Annotated in this window: 19 protein-coding genes; 10 read left to right on the plus strand and 9 right to left on the minus strand. The window is 50.2% G+C overall.

Annotated features, from left to right (window positions below):
* The first annotated feature begins 687 nt into the window (after positions 1-687).
* The 4 genes from ACLHV9_RS07590 to ACLHV9_RS07605 all read left to right on the plus strand — a co-directional run bounded on the left by ACLHV9_RS07590 (position 688) and on the right by ACLHV9_RS07605 (position 3,726).
* Positions 688-1,248 carry a hypothetical protein gene (locus ACLHV9_RS07590; protein WP_111969949.1) on the plus strand — a complete coding sequence of 187 codons (561 nt, stop codon included), beginning with the start codon at positions 688-690 and terminating at the stop codon, positions 1,246-1,248.
* Positions 1,249-1,270: 22 nt separating this feature from the next.
* Entirely contained in the window at positions 1,271-1,627 is a 357-nt protein-coding gene (locus tag ACLHV9_RS07595) for a hypothetical protein (protein WP_123923880.1), read from the plus strand.
* 188 nt (positions 1,628-1,815) lie between these two features.
* Entirely contained in the window at positions 1,816-2,661 is an 846-nt protein-coding gene (locus ACLHV9_RS07600; RefSeq protein WP_410375963.1) for a lysozyme inhibitor LprI family protein, read from the plus strand.
* Positions 2,662-3,105: 444 nt separating this feature from the next.
* Positions 3,106-3,726 (plus strand): recombinase family protein, encoded by a 621-nt coding sequence (locus ACLHV9_RS07605; RefSeq protein WP_111969870.1) that lies wholly within the window; start codon positions 3,106-3,108, stop codon positions 3,724-3,726.
* 133 nt (positions 3,727-3,859) lie between these two features.
* On the opposite strand, the gene ACLHV9_RS07610 is transcribed toward ACLHV9_RS07605, so the two are convergent.
* Both ACLHV9_RS07610 and ACLHV9_RS07615 read right to left on the minus strand, forming a co-directional pair.
* Positions 3,860-3,988, minus strand: coding sequence for a hypothetical protein (locus tag ACLHV9_RS07610; protein WP_259345741.1), 129 nt, complete (start codon positions 3,986-3,988; stop codon positions 3,860-3,862).
* A gap of 19 nt (positions 3,989-4,007) precedes the next feature.
* Positions 4,008-4,223 (minus strand): hypothetical protein, encoded by a 216-nt coding sequence (locus ACLHV9_RS07615; protein ID WP_123922683.1) that lies wholly within the window; start codon positions 4,221-4,223, stop codon positions 4,008-4,010.
* 271 nt (positions 4,224-4,494) lie between these two features.
* Between ACLHV9_RS07615 and ACLHV9_RS07620 the strand changes: the two genes are divergently transcribed.
* The 3 genes from ACLHV9_RS07620 to ACLHV9_RS07630 all read left to right on the plus strand — a co-directional run bounded on the left by ACLHV9_RS07620 (position 4,495) and on the right by ACLHV9_RS07630 (position 6,697).
* On the plus strand, positions 4,495-4,716 hold the full coding sequence (locus ACLHV9_RS07620; protein ID WP_111969869.1) for a DUF2188 domain-containing protein: 222 nt from the start codon (positions 4,495-4,497) through the stop codon (positions 4,714-4,716).
* 372 nt (positions 4,717-5,088) lie between these two features.
* Positions 5,089-5,472: a biofilm formation regulator BssR gene (bssR, locus tag ACLHV9_RS07625; RefSeq protein WP_108090529.1), complete on the plus strand. Its 384-nt coding sequence runs from the start codon at positions 5,089-5,091 to the stop codon at positions 5,470-5,472.
* A gap of 106 nt (positions 5,473-5,578) precedes the next feature.
* Positions 5,579-6,697 carry a PQQ-dependent sugar dehydrogenase gene (locus ACLHV9_RS07630; protein WP_407220360.1) on the plus strand — a complete coding sequence of 373 codons (1,119 nt, stop codon included), beginning with the start codon at positions 5,579-5,581 and terminating at the stop codon, positions 6,695-6,697.
* Here ACLHV9_RS07630 and ACLHV9_RS07635 read toward each other — a convergent pair whose 3' ends face one another.
* The gene (locus ACLHV9_RS07635) at positions 6,698-7,324 is read right to left on the minus strand and encodes a glutathione S-transferase family protein (protein WP_108090527.1); all 627 of its coding nucleotides are present in this window, start codon (positions 7,322-7,324) and stop codon (positions 6,698-6,700) included. It abuts the gene before it with no gap.
* A 241-nt stretch (positions 7,325-7,565) separates the two neighbouring features.
* On the opposite strand from ACLHV9_RS07635, the gene dacC reads away from it, so the two are divergent.
* On the plus strand, positions 7,566-8,771 hold the full coding sequence (gene dacC / locus ACLHV9_RS07640) for a serine-type D-Ala-D-Ala carboxypeptidase (protein WP_108090754.1): 1,206 nt from the start codon (positions 7,566-7,568) through the stop codon (positions 8,769-8,771).
* A 39-nt stretch (positions 8,772-8,810) separates the two neighbouring features.
* On the opposite strand, the gene deoR is transcribed toward dacC, so the two are convergent.
* From deoR to ACLHV9_RS07655, 3 genes are all read right to left on the minus strand, one after another.
* A complete protein-coding gene (deoR, locus tag ACLHV9_RS07645; RefSeq protein WP_407220361.1) occupies positions 8,811-9,569 on the minus strand; it encodes a DNA-binding transcriptional repressor DeoR in 759 nt (252 codons plus the stop codon).
* Between the two features lie 68 nt (positions 9,570-9,637).
* The gene (ybjG, locus tag ACLHV9_RS07650) at positions 9,638-10,246 is read right to left on the minus strand and encodes an undecaprenyl-diphosphate phosphatase (protein WP_028019332.1); all 609 of its coding nucleotides are present in this window, start codon (positions 10,244-10,246) and stop codon (positions 9,638-9,640) included.
* 7 nt (positions 10,247-10,253) lie between these two features.
* Positions 10,254-10,982: a phosphatase PAP2 family protein gene (locus ACLHV9_RS07655; RefSeq protein WP_108090526.1), complete on the minus strand. Its 729-nt coding sequence runs from the start codon at positions 10,980-10,982 to the stop codon at positions 10,254-10,256.
* A gap of 168 nt (positions 10,983-11,150) precedes the next feature.
* Between ACLHV9_RS07655 and ACLHV9_RS07660 the strand changes: the two genes are divergently transcribed.
* Complete coding sequence (locus tag ACLHV9_RS07660) at positions 11,151-12,383, plus strand: MFS transporter (protein ID WP_108090525.1); 1,233 nt, start codon at positions 11,151-11,153, stop codon at positions 12,381-12,383.
* A gap of 60 nt (positions 12,384-12,443) precedes the next feature.
* On the opposite strand, the gene ACLHV9_RS07665 is transcribed toward ACLHV9_RS07660, so the two are convergent.
* Both ACLHV9_RS07665 and ACLHV9_RS07670 read right to left on the minus strand, forming a co-directional pair.
* Positions 12,444-13,256 carry a Cof-type HAD-IIB family hydrolase gene (locus ACLHV9_RS07665; protein WP_108090524.1) on the minus strand — a complete coding sequence of 271 codons (813 nt, stop codon included), beginning with the start codon at positions 13,254-13,256 and terminating at the stop codon, positions 12,444-12,446.
* On the minus strand, positions 13,246-14,460 hold the full coding sequence (locus ACLHV9_RS07670; protein WP_028019328.1) for an MFS transporter: 1,215 nt from the start codon (positions 14,458-14,460) through the stop codon (positions 13,246-13,248). Before ACLHV9_RS07670 ends, ACLHV9_RS07665 begins: the two co-directional genes overlap by 11 nt.
* Positions 14,461-14,541: 81 nt before the next feature.
* Between ACLHV9_RS07670 and ACLHV9_RS07675 the strand changes: the two genes are divergently transcribed.
* On the plus strand, positions 14,542-15,093 hold the full coding sequence (locus tag ACLHV9_RS07675) for a TetR/AcrR family transcriptional regulator (protein ID WP_028019327.1): 552 nt from the start codon (positions 14,542-14,544) through the stop codon (positions 15,091-15,093).
* Here the strand turns inward: ACLHV9_RS07675 and ACLHV9_RS07680 are convergent.
* Positions 15,090-15,860: an SDR family NAD(P)-dependent oxidoreductase gene (locus ACLHV9_RS07680; protein WP_108090523.1), complete on the minus strand. Its 771-nt coding sequence runs from the start codon at positions 15,858-15,860 to the stop codon at positions 15,090-15,092. The genes ACLHV9_RS07675 and ACLHV9_RS07680 overlap by 4 nt on opposite strands.
* Positions 15,861-15,872 lie beyond the last annotated feature (12 nt).

Raw genomic sequence — 15,872 nt, forward strand, 5'->3', positions numbered from 1 at the left:
CCTTATAGATTCTTAAGGTAATAAATTTCCGACATCACAAAGAGCGAAAGCGAATTAACTACCTGAAAACAGGAGCGGCGAAGCAAGCGAACTGTTTCGGGTAGTTAGTGAGAGTGCTCACGGAGTGAGTACTTGATAGCTATCCAGATGTTATATATAGATAAAACATTTAAACAGTACCCGCTTTGCGAGTACTGTTCGCTGGATTCGGTTCTACTGCTGAGTTCCTTTCAGTCACTGGCAGAGCGAACCAATCGCGTTTTTCTGTTATGTCAGTCAGTACATAACTGACTGTTATTTAATTACTTATTTTACGAATAATTCCTTTTTGTACTTAACAGGGTATCTGCTGTTTCAGCTACTGGAAAAGCCCTGTCAGTACTGCTCAGAGCGAAGCGAACCCGATCCGATCAATTCCCCACCATGATGGTGTTTCCGACAAACGCACAGAAAGCCCCGGAACGCAATTTTAACTTAAGGCAGATACTCCTATCCATAAGCAATCAAAGGGCCTTAGCGGCTTTCTGAGGCCTTTTAAACGGCAAGCCAGAAAGTACTTCAGATGCTTTCGAAGTACTAACCAACGTCTGATCGTTTTTACCTATTGATTTGCCAGTGATTATATCGATCAATTTGTTGTAAAGTGATATTCTGATTACCTTTGATACACAACCTTTGAGGGATTTTATGGCCGGGCTTGTCGTTTTCATCATCTGTGTGATCCTCGCAGCACTTACTTTCAGGAAAGTTTCAAACCATTCCAGAAATAAAGGTCGGGGAAAGTTCCGTACTTTAATTACGTCGTTAGGCATGAGTTTTATTGTCTTTGTCGTTTCGGTAGGCATCGGTGCCGGGGTTGTTTCACAGGATAAAAATATTGATGAAAAGGCTTCAACGTCTGCCAGTACGGAAACGAAAAAAGCCGATGTTTATAAATGCGATAAGTTTGATGCGATAACCCAAACTCGACAAGGAACAAAACATAATTCTGGTTACTACTCAGATAAAAGTATTTTAGTTGAATATACAATCTCAGATAATAAGTTGATCAGTCGAATGCCAATTCCAGGTGATAAAGACAGTACTGATACTGCTAAATTCAATGAAATCGCAGAAGATGGATCACGAAAGTATGGGAATTCATCAACTAACTATTTTGTATCGGTACTTAATGATAGTACCATAAAAGTAATTCTCGTTGATTTTAACCATAATGGAACAATTACACAGATTTGCTCGAAATTGTAAGCTTTTATCAGGGTAAGAAATGATGATAAGAATATTATCAGTACTCTTAACGATGATACCATTAACTGCTATTGCGGCTACTATTCCCGATGGGAAACCAGAAAAGCCCTTTGTTATTGGTAATGAAGTTATTTGTCTGAAAGAAATCCAGAAGCAAATCACCCCTTATCTTAAGTCATTTGAGGAAGAAAGCGGGGTTAAGTACAAGTACAATGTTAAATCTGGTTTATCGTACAAGGATACTGTAGGGCTACGGTTACAGATCAACCGTGTGGATTCAGGGATGAATGTGCGTGTAGCCGATCTTGATTACTACTGGTTACAGGAACGCGGTAGCATGTGCCAGCCAGCGTACATGGTACTTGATCGTTCTGAGTAAGAAAGAACAGTAGTGATAATTATAACATTCGACGTTATACTATGCATAACGTGGTATAGTACTATCGAATTTGATAGTACTAATGTGGAATGTAAGAGAATATTGAACATGATTTGAACTTCATCAAAATGATGTTTTAAATATAATTTAGCTGCGTTATCGTTCTATATATATGGGTAGAAATTCAAATGAAAATAACAGCCATTTCTTTATCTGTAATAATCATGATTATGCCAGTAATTTCAATAGCAGCATCATTTGATTGTAGCAAAGCTAAGGGGTATACAGAACTGACAATTTGTACAACGCCAACATTATCAACATTGGATGACAAGTTAAGTATTTTATACAAGAAGGTTAACAAAAAAAATCCAGATAGCACTCAACTTATCAAAAAATCCCAACTGAGTTGGCTAAAAGATGTGCGTAATAAAGCTACGACTGCTCAGTCTCTTAAAGATGCATACATTGCTCGCATAAATGATTTAAATATGATACTAGGTGAAAATAAACCAGTACAAGTTGAGCAACCAGTTCAGACTGAACCACAGCCACAGCCACAGCCACAGCCACAATCTCAACGAGAAATAGTATTAGACCATCGGCTTGACAATGCATTTAATGATAAGTTTATGCCTGATGGTGAAAAAGATATGAATATTAAATTTGATTCATTTATGAGTGAACTGTCATCTGTAAATTTTCAACCAGACTTGAAAGGTCAGTTTTCTTACACTAATAAAAGGGAAGCATATCTTTACAAAATAAATGATAATATAATGATGGTTTTATTGGTTAACAATAAAACATCTGAGGTTAACTATATCTCTATAATTGTTCCCAATGATAGTTATGACAGTATTCCACTTTTACGCGAGATTATGCGTTCCATGAGAATAAATGCTACATATAAATTGGTAGAGTTTTTGGATAAGTCAGAAAAAAATAGAATAGCACATGAAGTGATAGAAGGGAATGAGTACTTAACTCAAAAAACACAGGCTGGATATTTTATTTTCATTAGAAAATCATAATTATATATATTGTATATGTAAGTTATCACATTCTCTTCAAGGCCGCTTTCGCGGCCTTCTGTATACAAAAATGTAAATGCCGCTAAGTTACCAGCCTTTAGTTCACAAAACAATCAAATCCCAGGCATCCCGATTTTTGGTAAAAAACCTTAAGTAATCTTTTACTCAGGAAAAAGTACAGTCAGTATTTTTCTGCACGATTTAAAATCCCGTTCGTCTGATCAGATTCAACCCCGCCGACCAGATGCCATGTACTCAGATCTCAGTACAGAACCTTTCACTAATCCTGCATTGAATAAAAAATGAACGATGGAAAATGTGTTTTTAGGTATACCTCAGGCAGACCAATGCAGACCACCAGCAAAGCTGGTTCATTAAACGTACTTTACAACCTAAAATGAACCAAATATAATGAACCATATAAAACAGACTTTTGGGGGTGCCATGAGAGTATGGGGTTATCTTCGAGCTTCGACGAAGGAGCAGGATGCTGACAGAGCCTTTAATGAGTTAGAGGCATTTGCCCATTCACATGATCTGAAAGTATCAAAGTACTTCAAAGAGAATGAATCAGGTGCAAGTCTGCAACGCCCTCAGTTATTCCTGCTTTTGGAAATAGCAGAACGTGGTGACATTTTGCTTTGTGAGCAAATTGATCGAATCAGCCGCCTTACTGGTGATGATTGGAAAACCCTTCGAGGGCTTATTGAGTCTAAGGGGATCAGAGTCGTGTCGTTGGATTTACCCACAAGCCACCAGCTTTTAAATATTCAGGACGAATTCACTGCTCGTATGTTTGAAGCAATGAATTCAATGATGCTGGATATGTTGGCGGCAATCAGCCGCAAAGACTATGAAGACCGCCGTAGACGGCAAATGCAGGGTATTGAAAAGGCCAAAAATGAGAAAAAGTATCGAGGCCGCCCGGTAGATGAGAGTCTACACAATAAAGTACAAGAGCTGCTGTCTGACGGAAAAAGCTGGAACAAAATTCAGGCGTTACTCGGTTGTTCCAGAGCGACTATTGCGAAAGTGGCTAAAAATTCTTCTGCTACAAAAGGATGATAGTCAACGAAAGGTGGCGAAGGTCAGTATTGCTTATATGGATAACTGATATAGCCGCAGGGGGGAGAGGAAGGGTTTGCCCAGAGTGTTATATCCCGAATCCTTTCGATATCCAGATGCGACCTAAGAGCTTTTACTCTTCATCCGTAAAGTGGATATCATAACGCCCATAGCCACCTTCATGCCCTGATGAACAGTAAGCCAAAAGAAGGACTATCAGCAAAATCACAATTGTATTACCGATGTTTCGTTTATCTTTCATTTTGGCTTACCCTGCGTACTTACCAATCCCAAGAAGTTGTTGTCTTAAGGGGCCTATGTCTAGTGTGCTCTGTACGTGTCGCCGTAATAACTACTTTCCCTGTTTCCTTTGAAACAATGTCATAAACATCAATTTCAGTTTCACCCATTGATCCTTTAGTTCTACTGCTTTTATGAACGTAATTGTACTGATCTTTCGGGTAGTCTCGCTCGAATTGTTCTTCAGTCATAGCCATTCACCTAATCCCTGTACACAAACTGTACAAGAGTATTTTATGGCTAGATTTACAAAAAAGTAACTTGGATTGCACATAAAAATGATGACTTAAGTCTATTAAGATAAACAGCTGACTCAAGATGATGGTTAAAGGGTTGATACGAATGAGATGTGTGAGGTAATTACGATTGAGTATTAAAAATGTGACAGTGAACAAGTGATGCACAATATATTGTATCTATAATTATTAATTGCACCATATGGTGTGTTTTGCACAGCAGGTAACTTGTATGGGTAAGAACCAACATGTTGTACCCCACAATGGGGCTTGGGCTGTTAGAGGGGCAGGAAATGGAAAAGTTACATCAACCCATAGCACGCAGCAGGAGGCGATAGATGCTGGTCGTGCTATTGCCCGAAATCAAGGCAGTGAACTTGTGATTCATCGTCCCAATGGTCAAATTCGTGATAGTGATTCACACGGTAAAGATCCATTCCCTCCAAAGGGATGATGCTCAAGGGTAACAAAAGAGGCCAATGGCCTCTTTTTCCAATTATTTCAGTTAGTAAAGCAAGACGTATGTTTAGAGGGCATAATTTATTTTTTGATTGTTTGGGCAGCCCAGGGAGACAAAGCCGATTTTCGGCTGGTGCGTAACATTGCTCATAGGTTAAAAATTCATCAATTATGGAGTTATCAGGGCGGGATTTTACAGCGTATCGCGGGGGATTTATACACTCTTTGCAAGGTGGATGCGGTTGGCTGGTGTTGTAACATTGTAAATGATGTTAATCAGTTATGTTTTATTGATCTGAGGCATTAAATTGTACAAAAAATAACCTTACTCTGAATATGCAAAATGGCTGACAGAGGAGGAAAGAGAATGTCCGTTGACAGACTGAAACGCGATCTGCTGAACAAGCTGATCAACGCCCGAATCGACCTGGCCGCGTACCTGCAGTTGAGGAAGGCAAAAGGGTATATGTCAGTCAGCGAAAGCGAACATCTGCGTGAAAATCTGTTTGAACTGTGTAATTTTATGCGTGAAAAAGCACCGACCCTGAAAGCGGAATACTGCGAAAGTGAGCTGATAGCGCTCCGTCGCGCCGCTGAGGTGCTCTCCATTGCAGGGGTGTGCCTGATGAACGGACGCCACGACTGCCCGAATTTTATCGCTGTTAACGCGGAGAAGCTTGAAAACTGCCTGACAACGCTCTCTCTTTGCATCATGTGTCTGAACGAGCACGACAAGCTCGAACAGTACTGAATCCGGGGGAGGCAACTCCCCCTTCTGATTAAGCTTTTGTAAAAGTGATAACGTGCCCGGGCGTTATGGCTAACCTTTAAGCCATATGCCGTTAAAGGAGCTCGTTATGCCTCGATCCTCGCTGATTTTCCTGTCTGCGTTGTTATTTCCATTTTCTCTTCTTGCTGCACCCGTTGCGGTCAACGTCGAGGTGTTACAAAACAGACTCGATCATCCCTGGTCTCTGGCGTTTCTGCCGGATAATAAAGGGCTGCTGGTGACCCTCAGGGGAGGTCAACTCAAACACTGGCAGGCCGGGAGCGGGCTTTCCGCTCCGATTGTCGGCGTGCCAAAGGTGTGGGCGAACGGTCAGGGAGGATTGCTGGACGTGGCTCTCGCCCCGGATTTTGAAAAATCGCGCCGCATCTGGCTGAGCTTCGCCGAAGCAGGGAGTGACGGCAAAGCCGGAACGGCGGTGGGCTATGGCCGATTGAGCGACGATCTGACGCGCATTGAAGCCTTCCAGGTGGTGTTCCGCCAGATGCCGAAACTCTCTACCGGGAACCATTTTGGTGGACGACTGGTGTTCGATGGTAAAGGCTATCTCTTTATTGGGCTCGGCGAGAACAATCAGCGTCCGACGGCGCAGGAACTGGATAAACTGCAGGGCAAAGTGGTGCGCCTCACCGAAGACGGCAAAGTGCCTGCGGATAACACGTTCGTGAACACCTCTGGCGCGCGGCCTGAAATCTGGTCCTATGGCATTCGTAACCCGCAGGGGATGGCGATGAATCCCTGGAGCGACACGCTGTGGCTTAATGAGCATGGTCCGCACGGCGGAGATGAAATCAATATCCCGGGGAGAGGAAAAAACTACGGCTGGCCACTGGCAACGCACGGCATTAATTACAGCGGGTTGAAAATTCCGGAAGCCAAAGGTGAGCACGTTGAGGGAACCGAAAAACCGCTGTTTGTCTGGAAAGTTTCGCCCGCCGTGAGCGGTATGGCATTCTACAACAGCGACGTCTTTCCACAGTGGAAAAACAAACTGTTTATCGGCGCACTGAAGGAAAAGGACGTTATTGTGCTGAGCGTGAGCGGCAATAAAGTGACTGAAGACGGGCGGATTTTGGGCGACCGGGAGCAGCGTATCCGTGATGTGAGGGTGGGACCGGATGGGTATCTGTATGTCCTGACCGATGAGACGGACGGGCAACTGCTGAGAGTCAGCCCGTCCGGAACGTAATCAGGTTACCGGAATCATCACAACGTTACGGTATGCCGGACGATCGCTAAGCTGCTTTAACCAGCGCTCGAGGTGAGGGCGCGGCGCCCACTTCAGACCCATGTTGGTCAGGTTCCAGACGAACGGCGCGACGGCGATATCGCCTGTACCAAATGCGTCACCGGAGAACCATTTGTGCTTTGCCAGTTCGTCATCCATCATGGCAAACAGGTTTTCACAGGCATCCTGTGCGGCATGGATGGCGGGGTAGTCACGTTCGGCTTCTGGTGTTCTGATCAGTCCCATCAGGATCACGCGATGGGTTGGCGAAAGCGTCTGATTCGCCCAGTCCATCCACTTTTCACCCTGAGCACGACGAGCCGGATTTTCTACCCACAGGCGACCCTGGCCGTACTGAGCCGCAAGGTAACGCACAATCGTGTTGGACTCCCAAAGCGTCGCGTCTGTTTCATCATCGCGCAACAGCGGCACCAGGCCGTTCGGGTTCATGGCCAGATAGTCGGCCTCTTTGTTCACACCAAACGATAACCCAGCCATGATTTGATTGAACGGTAAATCCAGCTCCTCCAGTGTCCAGAGCACTTTCTTAACGTTGGTCGAATTGTTCCTGCCCCACAGCGTAATCATATTTACTCCCGATGAGATGTGAATCCGAGTCAGCTTTTTGCCATGGTGAGATAAACCTAACAATTACGCAACAGAAGACAAAAAAATCGCCTTAATCAAAGCGTATCTGAATGTTATTGCATAAACTTTAATAACTTTACCCTCGTTGGGTTTCTTTAACGGTTTTAGTGCGCTATTACTCATCGCTTCTTGCGACACGGTGATGTGACGTAATTTTTGAATGGACACTCGGGTGGCATTTATGACGCGAAAAATGACTTCTCTGCGCAGCCTTGCGACAGGCTCTGCGCTCCTTTTCCTGTTTGCACCAACTCTTTACGCAGCTGAGCAGGCTGCGCCCGAAGCGCCGCCGGTGGACGCGCGCGCCTGGATCCTGATGGACTACTCCAGCGGCAAAGTGCTGGCGGAAGGCAATGCTGACGAGAAACTCGATCCAGCCAGTCTGACTAAAATAATGACCAGCTATGTGGTCGGCCAGGCGTTAAAAGCAGGCAAGATCAAGCTTGATGATATGGTCACCATCGGGAAGGACGCCTGGGCGACCGGCAACCCGGCGCTGAGGGGCTCATCAGTGATGTTCCTCAAACCAGGCGATCAGGTTTCCGTTTCTGATTTGAATAAAGGGGTGATTATCCAGTCCGGTAACGACGCCTGTATCGCGCTGGCGGATTATGTCGCCGGCAGTCAGGATTCATTTATCGGCCTGATGAATGGCTATGCGCAAAAGCTGGGCCTGACCAACACCACCTTTAAAACCGTTCACGGTCTTGATGCGCCGGGCCAGTTCAGTACCGCCCGTGATATGGCGCTGTTGGGTAAAGCGCTGATCCACGACGTGCCGGATGAATACGCTATCCACAAAGAGAAAGAGTTTACCTTCAATAAAATTCGTCAGCCGAACCGCAACCGCCTGCTGTGGAGCAGTAACGTCAACGTGGACGGGATGAAGACAGGTACCACTGCCGGGGCGGGATACAACCTGGTGGCCTCCGCAACCCAGGGCGACATGCGTTTGATCTCGGTGATACTGGGGACCAAAACCGACCGTATCCGTTTTAACGAATCAGAAAAATTACTGACCTGGGGATTCCGCTTCTTTGAAACCGTGACGCCGATTAAACCGGATGCCACGTTCGTCAGTCAGCGCGTCTGGTTTGGTGACAAGAACGAAGTGAATCTGGGGGCCGGTGAGGCTGGGTCGGTGACCATTCCTCGCGGTCAGCTTAAAAACCTGAAAGCCAGCTATACCCTGACTGAACCGCAGCTCACCGCGCCGCTGAAAAAAGGCCAGGTGGTGGGGACGATTGATTTCCAGCTTAACGGCAAGTCGATTGAACAGCGTCCGCTGATTGTGATGGAGGCGGTCGAAGAGGGCGGCTTCTTCAGCCGGATGTGGGATTTTGTATTAATGAAATTCCATAGCTGGTTTGGCAGCTGGTTTAGCTAAGTTTTTTGCCGGGTGGCGCTGCGCTTACCCGGCACAACCTCAATACATCAACTTCACCTGCTGCGCCTTGGCATGGGAGACTATCTCATCATCCGGACGGCAATCGCTGACGATGGCATCGAACTGCGCCAGCTCTCCCATTCTTGCCGAGCGCACCTTGCCAAACTTGCTGTGGTCCACTACCAGCACATGATACTGCGCCGCGCTTAACGCCCAGTTTTTCACCGGTAACTCTTCCAGATTAAAGCAGGTCGCGCCCTGGCGGACATTGACGCCCGCTGCGGAGTAAAACGCGATATCCGGGCACAAATTGCTGAGCGTGTCCTGGAGATTAAGCGGTTTAAAAATGGCGTTGCTGGCGTGAAATTCACCGCCGCAGAGGATCACCCGACACTCGGGTTTCTCCTGAAGTGCCAGAAAGGTGTTCAGCGAATAACACACGGCAGTGAAAGGAATGCTGCTGTCGATGGCTTCGATTATCCACGGTGTCGTCGTGCCGCAGTCAAAAAACAGCGTCTGATGCGGCTGTACCAGTGAAGCCGCCAGCCGTGCGGCTTTACGTTTTTCTTCAACCAGGCGCGTTTTTTGATCGCTAATCAGGTAGTGGCTGGCACTGCGTGGCTCCAGCACAATATACCCACCCAGCAGCACGACGGGTGCGCTATCGCTGTTCAGGTCGCGACGAATAGTCATCTCGGAGACGCCAAGCAGCGTGGCAGCCTCTTTCAGATGCAGCTTATCGCTGCGCTTCAGCGCCTGTAGCAGCTGAGCTATGCGGTCATCGCGTCGTGTTTCCATAGAACCTCGTCGTGGAAAAAGTGAACCCCCGCAGGGCGGGGGTTCAAGTGTAACCTGTTGAGCCAGGGTTAGTCACGCACCCAGCCTTTGCGGATCGGGATCGCAAAGAGGATACGATAGAGGTGGGAGATCCCGCGGTAGAGCGCCTGACCAAAGAGGCTCCACAGGATAGCTGCACTCACGCAACCCATCAGCCCCACCAGGAAACCGCCGACCATATCCAGCGGCCAGTGCACGCCCAGGTAAACACGAGACCAGGCGATAGCTGCCGCCACCACCATCAGCAGTGCACCAGACCACAGGCGATGCCAGAACAAGAATGCCAGTGCAAAGGTGAAAATCACCGTGCCGTGGTCGCTCGGGAAGGAGTCATCAGGTGCATGATGCAGGAAGGTATAGCCAGCGTGGGCAACAAAAGGACGATCGTGCGGGAACAGATGCCCCAGTGCAAAACTCATCAGTACGCTTACCGCAAGGGCCATCGCGACTTTGATAACCAGCTGACGCTGCGCGACGACCTGATTGCGTGGGCCCCATAACCAGAGGATCACGGCCAGCACAGGAACGATACTGATCAGATCTTTGGCAAAAAAGGTGGCGATATCAATCATCCACTCCGGCGATGCCGGGGTAGCGTTAATCAGATAAAACAGCCCGTAGTTCAATTGCTCTAACATAATGTCGTTACTCTTTAGCAAACCGGGTGGAAACAAGGCCATAGACCACCACCTGGGAAAACCAAACCCACCACCCAGCCCACAGGTTGTGAGATAAGAAATGTGCGCCTCGCATCACCTGGCCATAACCCATCACCAGGCCTAACACCACGCCAAGTACGACAAAGGACCATGCCAGACGTGGACGCTCGCGCCAGAAGGCAAAAAACAGGCCCATGACCATAAAGCCACTGGACGCGTGACCGCCGGGGAAACAACGCCCGGGACCGCTGTCTGCAGGGACGGAACTGAACAGGGGATAAGAAATAGCCTTACCGCCATATTCCACCAGATCCCACGGGCAGCTGTGATGGCTTACGCTTTTCAGTACGCCAACCACCAGCGCGCCAAGTCCCATCAACAACGCAGCCGTAACCAGTCTTGGGTTACGCTTGTAAGCGCCATAAAACAGCGCCACGGCACCTAAGGCGATGGCGATATACTTCGCCATGCGGTGGTTCAGCAGATCCAGCAGATGGTCTTTCTGCAGCGGGAAACTCTGTGTCGCCGCGTCGTACCAAAAGCCGGTCACCCATTTGTCGAGCGTTTCATCGCGGGATAACCACGTAAACAGCACGGCAAGGGCTATCAGGACCAGAAGCTGGTAACCATAAAAGCGGGCCGGTAAGCGGTAAAGTTGTTTTGTCTTATTTGTCTGTAAGTTAGATAATTCTGAACGGCTGGAAGTGAGTGCCATAATCTGGGGTCGTTGACGAATAATGGGGCTATCATAAATCTGTCAACTTAAGGAAACCTTAAACGAAGACGATATGTGCCTTATTTCTGTTTATCCTCGATAAATCACTATCTCGGGCTGGGGCATTTCATTACACTCGTCGCGATTTTGTCATTAAAAAGAGATTGCATGTTAAACCGTTCTTCTTCTGGAGCGCGTCTGGGTCGTCAGGCGTTGCTTTTTCCTCTGTGTCTGGTGCTCTACGAATTCTCTACCTATATCGGCAACGATATGATCCAGCCCGGTATGCTGGCCGTTGTGGAACAGTACAACGCGGGAATTGAGTGGGTGCCGACCTCCATGACCGCCTATCTGGCCGGCGGCATGTTTTTACAGTGGCTGTTAGGCCCGCTGTCGGATCGTATTGGCCGCCGTCCGGTGATGCTGACGGGCGTGGTGTGGTTTATCGTCACCTGTCTCGCCACGCTGCTGGCGCAAAATATTGAACAATTTACCCTGCTGCGTTTCCTGCAGGGGGTGAGCCTGTGCTTTATCGGCGCCGTGGGGTATGCCGCCATTCAGGAGTCGTTTGAAGAGGCGGTGTGTATCAAAATTACCGCGCTAATGGCGAACGTGGCGCTGATCGCCCCGTTGCTCGGCCCGCTGGTGGGGGCCGCGTGGGTGCACGTTGCGCCATGGGAAGGGATGTTTGCGCTCTTTGCGGTTCTCGCCGCCATTTCATTCTTTGGCCTGCACCGTGCGATGCCGGAAACCGCCACCCGCATCGGCGAGAAACTTTCGCTCAAAGAGCTGGGCCGGGATTACAAAGAAGTCCTGAAGAATGGACGATTTGTCGCGGGGGCGCTGGCGACGGGGTTCGTCAGTCTACCGCTGCTGGCGTGGATTGCGCAGTCTCCGGTCATTATCATCAGCGGTGAAAAGCTCAGCAGCTACGAGTATGGCCTGCTGCAGGTGCCGATTTTCGGCGCGTTGATAATAGGTAACCTGGTGCTGGCACGTCTGACGTCACGCCGCACCGTGCGTTCGCTGATTATTATGGGCGGCTGGCCGATTGCTGCGGGGCTGATTATCGCTGCGGTCGCCACCGTGGTGTCATCACATGCGTATCTGTGGATGACCGCAGGGTTAAGCATTTATGCGTTCGGGATTGGTGTGGCCAATGCCGGGCTGGTACGCCTGACGCTGTTTGCCAGCGAGATGAGTAAAGGTACGGTGTCCGCGGCGATGGGGATGTTGCAGATGCTGATTTTTACCGTCGGTATCGAGGTGAGCAAGCATGCTTACGCGATGGGCGGCAACGGACTGTTCAGCCTGTTTAACCTCGCCAACGGTGTGCTATGGGTTGGACTGATGGTGGTGTTCCTGAAAGACAAACGCGTCGGAAACGCCCTGCAACCTTAACCTGTTTATTCCCTCTCCCCGTGGGAGAGGGTTAGGGTGAGGGCACCAGACCGCACGCGGTCAATTAAACGGTGCCTCCCCGTTCAACACCTTCTCAATCACGTTTAAAACCCCTTCCTCGTTATTATGCGGCGCTTCAAAACGCGCCACCGCTTTAATATGCTGTCGGGCATTCGCCATCGCAAAGCTGAACCCGGACTGGCGCAACATCTCCACGTCGTTGCCGCTGTCGCCGAAGGCCACCACTTCGCTATCGTCTATGCCCCAGCGTTTTTGCAGTATCCGCAGGCCGTTGGCTTTATGTACGCCTGGGATGATCAGGTCTATGCTGCCGTGCCCGGTCGTGACGGGCACCATGATGTCACACAGTTTTTCATGCAGCAGCGCCTGAATACGCGGGATTTCATTGTCAGACACGTTAAGCCCAAATTTGAAGAAAATATCGTTCAGGTTGTCGAAATCACTCACCATTTCGAGACGGTGATAGTACTTCGCTGCGATCTCCTTAAAGCCCTCGTCATAGCATTTCAGCGTATACGCGCTGCTTTTCCCGCAGGCAATAATCTCAATGCCCGGAACGTCGTTTAAGACACTCGCGACGGTCTCAAAATGGGTTTTCGACAGTTCACCGTTAAAGATATCTTCACCTTCGCTTACGACCCAGCCGCCATTTTCGGCGACAAATGCAATTTCATGCGCGATCTCCGGGAAAAAGGAGATCAGCTGGTAGTACTGGTTGCCGCTGGCGACGGCGAAGCGAATGCCTTGCGCCTTCATGCGCGCATACTGGGCCAGAAAACGCGGGCGATTATAGGTCTTGGCATCGCTCAGAAAAGTACCATCCATGTCGACGGCGATCAGTTTAACGCTCATATCCCTTCTCCAGTGTCGTTTGATTCGTTTCCGGCTTTGCCACCGCGCGCGCCACCAGCGCTGCGATGATGACCAGTCCTAACACCACCAGCATGGCGCTGCGCAGCCCGTAGTGCTCGCCGAGGAAACCGAGCAGCGGCGGCCCAACCAGGAAAGCGAGGTAGCCCGTGGTCGCCACCACGCTGACGCGCGTTGGGGCATCCGGGCCGGTATCGCTGGCGGCCGAAATGGTCAGCGGGAAGCCGAGTGATGCACCCAGCCCCCAGAGGATAACCGACACGCCGGCAATCCAGTCCACATCCACAAAGATGATCATAGCAATTCCCAGCCCTCCGAGCAGAGCACTGGCGCGAACCACCGCCACGCGGCTGTAGCGATCGATAAACCAGCCGCCGGTAAAGCGCCCTACGGTCATCCCCAGCGTAAACCCGGCGTAGATCAGCGAGCCGGAGGTCGGGCTAAAGCCGTGGCCGTCCACCATCAGCAGCGGCAGCCAGTCGTTGGCGGAACCTTCTGCGAAAGCCATTGCCAGCACCACCACGCCGATCAGCATCAGCTGAATATCGCGGTAGAAAGGTAGCCCTTTTTCCGCCGAATGTTGTTCATCCGAGGAGTTCTTACCTGTGCCGTCAGGGATTGCCCGGATGCCGGTCAAAATCGGAATGATACAAACCAGTGCTGCCAGCAGGATATGCAGATTCGCAGTGACGCCAAAGGCCGTCAGCGCCATCCCCACGCCCGCCCCGGCCAGCGTGCCAAGGCTGTAAAAGCCATGCATCATTGGCAGCACGGTTTTGTTCATCTCGCGCTCGACCGCCGCCCCTTCAACGTTTATCGCCACTTCCGCCGAGCCGAAGCTGCCGCCAAATATTGTCAGCCCCAGGGCAAACAGAACCGGTGAGGCAAACCATAGCGCAACGCTCAGTACCCCCATCCCGAACACGGCAAAGCACATGGTGGTGCGGATCACCGCTCGTGTACCAAAGCGCTTCACCAGCCACGCCGAGCAAAGAATGCCGCTCATAGAGCCTATCGACAGACCGAACAGCACAATACCCATCTCGGCAGTAGAAACGGACAAAATATCGCGAATGGCGGGAGTACGCGTGGCCCAGGAGGCCATCAGCAGGCCGGGAATGAAGAAGAACATAAACAGCGCCCACAGGCGTAGCTGCAGGGCTTTACGGGGAGAGGTCAGCGTCATTGGGGTAGCACCAGAAGTACAACAATAGCGACAACACTAGCAAGTTTGTGTACATTTGTACACAAACCACGTGAGGAATTTATGAGCAGACCACCGAACGATCCGCATCGACGGGAGAAGATCCTGAAGGCAACGCTCGATACTATTGCCGAGCACGGGATTCACGCCGTCACGCACCGTAAAATCGCCACCTGTGCGGGCGTGCCGCTGGGGTCGATGACCTACTATTTCGACGGTATGGAGCCGCTGCTGGAGGAAGCTTTCACGTGGTTTACCCGGCAGATGTCGCAACAGTACCGGGATTTCTTCGCGGGTGTCACCGGGCCCGAAATGGCGTGTGAATCCATTACCACGCTGATCCACAGCTCGCAGGTGACGACGCCGCACAACATGGCGCTGATGTATCAGCTCTACGCCTTTATGCACCGCAGCGCAGCGCTCAAAACGGTGATGCAGGACTGGATGAAGATGAGCCAGACCACGCTGGAGCAGTGGTTTGACCCGGTTACCACCCGTGCGCTGGATGCGTTTATTGAAGGGATGACGCTGCACTATGTCACCGACCGGACACCATTAACCCGGGAGGAGATCCGGGTTATGGTGGGCAGAATTGCGGGCGAGGGCGGCTGCTAGGTTGCGCCCGCGGTCATATTGACGGTAGTTCCCGTGATGGCGCTTGCCGCATCTGAGGCCAGAAACGTAATCGTGTCTGCTACCTGTGCCAGCGTGGGCAGGTGATGTGTCAGGGTACTTTGCGCGGCACCACCGAGAAACTGCTCGACCGTAATTCCCATCTCCTGCGCCTTAGCGGCGAAAATGGCACCGACATACGAACCTGCCTGCACCGCGTCGGCAATCGCGTGCGAACGCACGCACACGACGCGAATATTTTTAACGCCCAGTTCTGCGGCAAGCGCCCGGGTAAACGCTTCTGTTCCCGCGCAGCCAACGATATGCCCCAGGTGCCCGGAGATCGCCATATTCGCGGCGGGCGCGACGACGGTAATCAGGGTTCCGCCATGTTCGCCGCCCATGCGGGGTGAAACAGCTTTGGCGATGTTAAAGTACGCGGCCAGGAAGGGATCAAAACCCTGCCTGAATTCGCTAAGGGCTAATGCGTCAAGGCGTTTTCCCTGATCGTGCATAAAGCCCGTGGCGTTGACGACAATATCAATGTGGGCAAGCTCAGGAAGCCGCGCGGACTCATCCAGCGCATCGAAAATAAATGTGCTGGCAGACCCGCCTGCGGCACGAATGCTGTTGGCAACGTGTTCCAGCCTGGTAGAGGTGCGTGCAGCGAGGTGCACTTCAGCCCCCTCACGCGCCAGAGCATGTGCCACAGCGCTGCCGATGGCGCCACTGCCGCCGAAGATGACCGCGATTTTGTTTTTAAAGCCCATATCCGCATACCC

The sequence above is a fragment of the Enterobacter sp. CPE_E890 genome (assembly GCF_046521475.1).
In the GTDB taxonomy this organism is placed as follows: domain Bacteria; phylum Pseudomonadota; class Gammaproteobacteria; order Enterobacterales; family Enterobacteriaceae; genus Enterobacter; species Enterobacter adelaidei.

Coding starts and splice junctions, on each gene's coding strand:
- ACLHV9_RS07590 (WP_111969949.1), top strand. CDS start 688: ATGGCCGGGCTTGTCGTTTTCATCATCTGTGTGATCCTCGCAGCACTT.
- ACLHV9_RS07595 (WP_123923880.1), top strand. CDS start 1,271: ATGATAAGAATATTATCAGTACTCTTAACGATGATACCATTAACTGCT.
- ACLHV9_RS07600 (WP_410375963.1), top strand. CDS start 1,816: ATGAAAATAACAGCCATTTCTTTATCTGTAATAATCATGATTATGCCA.
- ACLHV9_RS07605 (WP_111969870.1), top strand. CDS start 3,106: ATGAGAGTATGGGGTTATCTTCGAGCTTCGACGAAGGAGCAGGATGCT.
- ACLHV9_RS07610 (WP_259345741.1), bottom strand. CDS start 3,988: ATGAAAGATAAACGAAACATCGGTAATACAATTGTGATTTTGCTGATA.
- ACLHV9_RS07615 (WP_123922683.1), bottom strand. CDS start 4,223: ATGGCTATGACTGAAGAACAATTCGAGCGAGACTACCCGAAAGATCAG.
- ACLHV9_RS07620 (WP_111969869.1), top strand. CDS start 4,495: ATGGGTAAGAACCAACATGTTGTACCCCACAATGGGGCTTGGGCTGTT.
- bssR (WP_108090529.1), top strand. CDS start 5,089: ATGTCCGTTGACAGACTGAAACGCGATCTGCTGAACAAGCTGATCAAC.
- ACLHV9_RS07630 (WP_407220360.1), top strand. CDS start 5,579: ATGCCTCGATCCTCGCTGATTTTCCTGTCTGCGTTGTTATTTCCATTT.
- ACLHV9_RS07635 (WP_108090527.1), bottom strand. CDS start 7,324: ATGATTACGCTGTGGGGCAGGAACAATTCGACCAACGTTAAGAAAGTG.
- dacC (WP_108090754.1), top strand. CDS start 7,566: ATGACGCGAAAAATGACTTCTCTGCGCAGCCTTGCGACAGGCTCTGCG.
- deoR (WP_407220361.1), bottom strand. CDS start 9,569: ATGGAAACACGACGCGATGACCGCATAGCTCAGCTGCTACAGGCGCTG.
- ybjG (WP_028019332.1), bottom strand. CDS start 10,246: ATGTTAGAGCAATTGAACTACGGGCTGTTTTATCTGATTAACGCTACC.
- ACLHV9_RS07655 (WP_108090526.1), bottom strand. CDS start 10,982: ATGGCACTCACTTCCAGCCGTTCAGAATTATCTAACTTACAGACAAAT.
- ACLHV9_RS07660 (WP_108090525.1), top strand. CDS start 11,151: ATGTTAAACCGTTCTTCTTCTGGAGCGCGTCTGGGTCGTCAGGCGTTG.
- ACLHV9_RS07665 (WP_108090524.1), bottom strand. CDS start 13,256: ATGAGCGTTAAACTGATCGCCGTCGACATGGATGGTACTTTTCTGAGC.
- ACLHV9_RS07670 (WP_028019328.1), bottom strand. CDS start 14,460: ATGACGCTGACCTCTCCCCGTAAAGCCCTGCAGCTACGCCTGTGGGCG.
- ACLHV9_RS07675 (WP_028019327.1), top strand. CDS start 14,542: ATGAGCAGACCACCGAACGATCCGCATCGACGGGAGAAGATCCTGAAG.
- ACLHV9_RS07680 (WP_108090523.1), bottom strand. CDS start 15,860: ATGGGCTTTAAAAACAAAATCGCGGTCATCTTCGGCGGCAGTGGCGCC.